Source organism: Gemmatimonadales bacterium (genome assembly GCA_030697825.1).
Lineage (GTDB): Bacteria > Gemmatimonadota > Gemmatimonadetes > Gemmatimonadales > JACORV01 > JACORV01.
The window spans coordinates 1-5,484 of record JAUYOW010000333.1 but is presented as its reverse complement, the minus strand read 5'-3'; the positions used below and the strand labels follow the sequence as shown (position 1 = coordinate 5,484).

The window sequence follows — 5,484 nt, the reverse complement described above, 5'->3', positions numbered from 1 at the left end:
GTGGCCAGGGGCGGAATCGAACCGTCGACACGCGGATTTTCAGTCCGCTGCTCTACCATCTGAGCTACCTGGCCGGGGCGCGGAAAATAGCCGAGGCCCTGCCGGGACGCCACACCGCCCGGCTGCGCGCACCGCCCCTATCAGACGACCACGATCGACCCGCCGCCAGCCGCAACCGGCCACCGCGGGGTCAGCGACTCCCCTTGAACCGTCTGGTCCAGGCCCCGCTCGCTCTTGGCCACGGTAGCGACCGGGAACGACCACAACTCGGTTTGGGGCTCACACCGAAGCTCCAGCGGCCGGAACAGCGATATCTCCGGCGCGAAGACCGCGTCCGCTGGGAATGCCGCCGGATCCCAGGTGTAGTGAACGCTGAGCCCGCCGCCGGCCTCGAAGCGCAGCCGCTTCGCCAGAGCGTCCGCCGTCAGATGGACATCGACGCCTTCCGCCGACCCGGTGACCTCGGCGGCGAACGCCTCGCGCGCCCACGACCGCACCGGCTGGTACGCACCCCGCGCGTAGTCGTCCTTCGACAGCTCCGCGGGCACCACCCGGTCCACGAACATCGCCCGCTCCTCCGGGTCGAACGGCGGGAGCTGCCGCAGGCTGAGCGCATGCTCGATCTCGTGGATGCTTGGCGTGCCCTCGTCGCCCTCGGCCGGGACGTGCACCGCGGCGAGCGCCAGCTCGTGATAGGCCTCGCGCCGCCGAGTGAGTACATCCGCGTAATTCACCCCGGCGCCGAACCTGACGAACAGCTCCAGCGCACCACCGCGACGCGGGCTCACCACCGCCGAGAACACGGATGAATGCACGCAGACCTCGTCGAAGCCGTCGCCGTCGAAGTCGCTGGTCTCGTGCGCAAGGGGCTCGCCGGTACGCAGCACTCCCTCGGCGTGCGACAGGTTGCGCCAGACCGCCTCGCGCAGGTGCGGCAGGTAGAGACCCCCGAACACGCCGTGCCAGTACGCGTCGTTGCACTGCGCCCGCCCGATGGCGCGGCGCACCTCCGGCGGATCGCCGCGGGCGCGGCTGAGGGCGGAGAGCGCCAGCATCTGCTTGTGCATCCGGTTGGCTTCAGGATACTTGGTGAGGAAGTTGCGCCAGTGCGCGCCGCGCACCAGCGCGCCCTCCGGCCCCGCGATGCGCGCCTCCCCCAGCTCTTTCTCCAGCCGCACTAGCCGGCTCGCGGCCTCCGGCGGCAGCGACCAATGCTCCATCTCCCGGTACGACGCGCTCGGCAGATAGGCCAGTCCGCCGCTCGGCACCTCGCGCAATGCCTCGGAAGGCGTGCAGAGTCGGACTTCGCCGCGCTCGGCTAGCCCGCGCATCGTGTCGAGGAACTGCGACAGCCACCCGCGCTCGTAGACCCACTGCTTCGTTCCCGGCCACCCGCCGAACTTCTCGCCGTCGTCGGCGAAGACGGCCATCCGGTGACCGTCGGACCTCAGCTGCCCGAGGTAGGAAGCCAGCTCCTCCGGCGGCTTGAACGGCAACAGGTATCGCAGCTTTTCGTCTATGGGGAAGAGCGCGAGACGCCGGCCGTTGGCCTCGGTCCAGAACGGCGCGTGGAGCTGGTCGCGGCGAAAGCCGGTGACGAGGAAGTGCCGGTCGTCCACCAGTGCGTACCGCACCCCTGCCTCGGCCAGGTCCCCCGCCAGATCCGGCTCCCACACGCGCTCCGTCAACCAGAGCCCCGTCGCCTCGACACCGAAGCGGCGGCGCAGCGCCTCACGCATCCAGGTGATCTGCTCGATCCGGTCGGCGCGCGGGAGGGACGCCAGCACCGGCTCGTAGAACCCGGAGAGGAGCAGCTCGATCTTCCCGTCGGAGGCGAGCCGGCCCACGAGGTCGAGATACCGGCTGCGGCGCGTTTCGAGCCACTCGAGCAGCGGCCCCGACACGTGCAGCGCGATCGGCAGGCACTCGGCCTCCGCGAGTCGCTCCAGGAAGGGCTGGTAGACGTCGCGCACGTGGTCGTCGAAGACGTGGTCGAAGTTCCCCACCGGCTGGTGGACGTGCACCCCGAAGATGAAGCGCAGCGGCTCGCTCATCCCTCACCTTTCACGGCGCGGTACACGTCCGGACCCGAGCCCAGGGCCGGATCGTTGCTCATGGCCGGCGCCAGCCGCTCCACGAAACCCGCCTCGAGCCGTGGGCCCTCGGCCGCCGACAGCGCGATGGCGCGGGCCGCGTAGCGCAGCACGATGCGGCCTTCGAGGGCCGCGAAGTCGTCGAAGAACCACCCACACGAGGTGAAAGCCCCCAACGCGCTGCGCTCCATCTCGAGCCGCTCCAAGGCGCGGCCGGCCGGCCGCGCGTCCGGCGCGCCTCCCGCCGCGTCACGGGACGCCCACGGGTCGCCCTGCGACCCCGCGGTCTCCCGTTCGTAGAGCGCGTGGACCTCGCGCGCCAGCCAATCCACCGCCGCACGCAGCGGCGCACGCCACCCTTGCTGCGTGACCGGCGTGATGCTGCAGCCGCAATCGTCCCGCCAGCGCTCGACCCCGTGCGGGCAACTCCACGAGCTCGGCGCGACCAGCGCCACGGCCTCCGTCGCCGGCTCGCGGGCCACCATCGACGCGAAGTTCTCGAGTCGCGCGTCGGCCCGCCGCGCCAGCCGATCGAGCAGCGCCGCGAGCGCCAGATCGGCGAAAGTGTGGTGATGGCCGTAGGTCTCGCCGTCGGTAGCCAAGGCCACGACCTCCGCGGCGGGATCGGCGAACAGGCGGCGCTCCCACGCCACGGAGTCCGGCAGCAGCTGCCCAAACGCCACGTCGTGCGAGAGCGGCCCGTGGTAGAGACAGAGCGTGATCCAGCGGCCGGCGCTGGTGCGATAGCGCGCCGGACGGCCGTGCGCGGGCGGCCGCGACACCTGGTGCGGTGCCAGCACCGTGAACGCCAACCCTTCCGCCGCGAGCACGTCGAGCGTCTCGTCGTCCACCGCGGTCTCCGGCAACCACATCCCGGCCGCCTGCCTCCCGAAGCGGCGCCGGAAGTCCGCCAGGCCCCAGCGCACCTCCGTCGTCTTGTCGCGGCGCGAGGCGAGCGGGAGGATGAGGTGGTGGTACGGCATCGCCAGCGCGTTGCCATGGCCCAGGCGCCGCGCGCTCTCCCGGTCGGCGGCGATGATGGCGGTGACCGTCTCGGGCGCCTCGCGCTCCATCCAGTCGAGCAGGGTCGGGCCGACGTCGAAGCTCAGCCACGCGAACGCGTTGAGCTGCCGCGCCGATGCGCCCGATCCGACGCGCGCGGCGGTTAGTGGCGCGTAACATTCGCGGGTGATGCGTGCGTTCCAGTCGTGGTCCGGCGCTGCCAAGGCCTCGACGGGCACGAGCCCGGTCGCCGGGTTCTCGCGCGGCGGCTGGTAGAAATGGCCGTGGATCACGATCGAGCGGCGATCGGTCATCCGAGCGCGGTGGCCACCGAGGTGAGAACGTCCGGGAAGAGGTCGTCGCGGCGGCGCAGCTCCTCCGCGACGCGCTGAGCGGCCTCGAGCGCCCCGACGCCGGCGCCTGGAGCCAGCGCCGCCACGAGTCGCTCGGCGTCATCGCAGTGCAGGGCAAAACGCCGCTCGGCGTAGTCGGTCACCGCACCCGTGGAGATCATGAACTGCCAGTCGGACGCCTGGGCGAGGAGCAGCTCGCGTGCGGCCTGCGCCAGCACCGGCCGAGCGGACTCCGAGGCGAGCGCCGCCGGCGCGGCGTCCCAGAACGCGTCTTCCAGGGCCCACAGCCTGCGCCACAGCCGCTCCGTCTGGTCGTTGAGCCACATGCTCCAGTCGCCGTTCGCGCCCCAGGAGCCGGCCGAGAGCCGCACCGTCGTACGCGGCGGGTGCTCGTCCAGATGAAGCGCGGCGGTTACCGGACGCACCACGGTCTGCCCCTTCAGGCGCCCATAGAGCGCCTGGATGAAGTCGACGCCCTCGAACCACCAGTGGCCGAACAATTCCGTGTCGAATGGAGAGACGATGACTCCGGGGCCGTTGCCGCGCGTGCTGACCGCGGTGGACGCCAGCAGCGAGGCGAAGTGCCTGGCGTGCTCCGAGGCGCGGCCCTGTGCCGCCGCCGGCTCGTAGGGCCGCTTCGCGCCGAGGTCCACCGGTCCCGTGACCCGCCAGTACTTGAGGCCGTCCGGGCGGATCTTGTGAAACTCGAGGTACCACGGGTCGCCAGGGTAGCCCTTCTGCTTGCTCCACACCTGCATGGAGGAGCGCGGATCGCGCACGAAGGCCGCCACCGAACGCGCCAGCGCGCCCGCCATGCGGTAGGCGTGGTACGGCGACCGCTTTCCGGTCTCCGTCAGTTTCTGCACGGAAACATCGTGCCGCTCGGAGTCGAACCGCTCGGCGCCGAGTGGGACGTCGCTGGAGGCGCCAAGGGGCACGCCGGCTTCGGCCAGGTTCGCGTCAGTGAAGAAGTAGCGGAACCCCGCCGTGGCGAGGTGCTCGTCGGTGCCGGGCCGCACGGCCGCGCGACGAGCACCGGGCAGAGGCTCCCACGCGCCGCGCGGGCGATACGCGCACTCGGGAAGCCAGCACCCCTTCGGCGCGCGACCGAACAGCCGCCGGTGCTCCGCCTGCCCAAGGGCAAGCTGAAGCTGGATGCTCTCGTCACGCCCCAGTAGCGGGAGGAACCCGTGCGTGGCCGCCGAGCCCATGATCTCTATCCGCCCGCGCCCCTCGAGGTCGCGCAGCACGGCGACGATGTTTCCGCCCAGCGACCGGAACAGTTCGCGCAGGTGCAGGAATCGCTCCCGCCAGAATCCAGCCAGCGGCACGAGGTGTGCGTCGCCGGTCGTCGCCAGCGAGACGTGGGCCTCGTCGCATGCGGCGAGACGCTGAGCGATGAACGTCTCCATCTCCGCGGCGAACGCCGGATTCACCAGCTGGTTGGCTAGCACCGGCGTCACGCCGATCGTCACCGGCGCGCTCACGCCGGCGCGCTCTAGAGTTGACAGCGCCTCGATCAGGGGCAGGTAGGTGTCGAGCGCCGCCTCGCACAGCCAGTCGCTGCCGTGCGGCCACCGCCCGTGGTTGAGGACGTACGGAAGATGACTGTGGAGCGCGAGAATGAAGTCCGTCATCGGGCCGCCAGCGCGCGTTGGTAGGCCGCGAGATACCGCGCGGCCGAATGAGCCCAGCAGAAGTCGCGGCCCATCGCCTGGCGCGAATCCGACTGCCACGCCGGCGCGTCGGCGAACAGCGCCAGCGCGCGCCGCACCGCCCGGTCGAATCCGGCCGGAGAGTATTCGTCGAACAGGTAGCCCGTCACTTCATCCTCGATGGTGTCCGCCAGGCCGCCCACGCGCCGCGCGACCGGGATGGCCCCGTAGCGCTGGGCCCGCATCTGGGTGAGCCCGCACGGCTCGTACAGCGAAGGCATGAGCAGGAAATCCGCTCCCGCCAGCAGCCGGTGCTCGAGCCGGTCGGTGAAGCCGAAGTTGGCGCCGATGCGGTCGGGGTGCGCCGCGGCGAGGCCGGCG

At 71.4% G+C, this 5,484-nt stretch carries 4 protein-coding genes and 1 tRNA gene; all 5 read right to left on the bottom strand.

What is annotated here, in order from left to right:
• Position 1 precedes the first annotated feature (1 nt).
• Positions 2-74 (bottom strand) — tRNA-Phe (locus tag Q8Q85_16890).
• A gap of 66 nt (positions 75-140) precedes the next feature.
• Positions 141-2,054, bottom strand: a complete 1,914-nt coding sequence (locus Q8Q85_16885; GenBank protein ID MDP3775937.1) for a DUF1926 domain-containing protein — start codon at positions 2,052-2,054, stop codon at positions 141-143.
• Complete coding sequence (locus tag Q8Q85_16880; protein MDP3775936.1) at positions 2,051-3,409, bottom strand: DUF3536 domain-containing protein; 1,359 nt, start codon at positions 3,407-3,409, stop codon at positions 2,051-2,053. Before Q8Q85_16880 ends, Q8Q85_16885 begins: the two co-directional genes overlap by 4 nt.
• Positions 3,406-5,085 carry a DUF1957 domain-containing protein gene (locus Q8Q85_16875; protein ID MDP3775935.1) on the bottom strand — a complete coding sequence of 560 codons (1,680 nt, stop codon included), beginning with the start codon at positions 5,083-5,085 and terminating at the stop codon, positions 3,406-3,408. Before Q8Q85_16875 ends, Q8Q85_16880 begins: the two co-directional genes overlap by 4 nt.
• Positions 5,082-5,484 (bottom strand): glycosyltransferase (locus Q8Q85_16870; protein ID MDP3775934.1); only part of this gene is annotated, 403 nt, incomplete at its 5' end. The genes Q8Q85_16870 and Q8Q85_16875, both read right to left, overlap by 4 nt.

Bases quoted from the DNA above. Each gene is read 5' to 3' on its own strand.
- Q8Q85_16885 (MDP3775937.1), bottom strand. From the start codon at position 2,054: ATGAGCGAGCCGCTGCGCTTCATCTTCGGGGTGCACGTCCACCAGCCG.
- Q8Q85_16880 (MDP3775936.1), bottom strand. From the start codon at position 3,409: ATGACCGATCGCCGCTCGATCGTGATCCACGGCCATTTCTACCAGCCG.
- Q8Q85_16875 (MDP3775935.1), bottom strand. From the start codon at position 5,085: ATGACGGACTTCATTCTCGCGCTCCACAGTCATCTTCCGTACGTCCTC.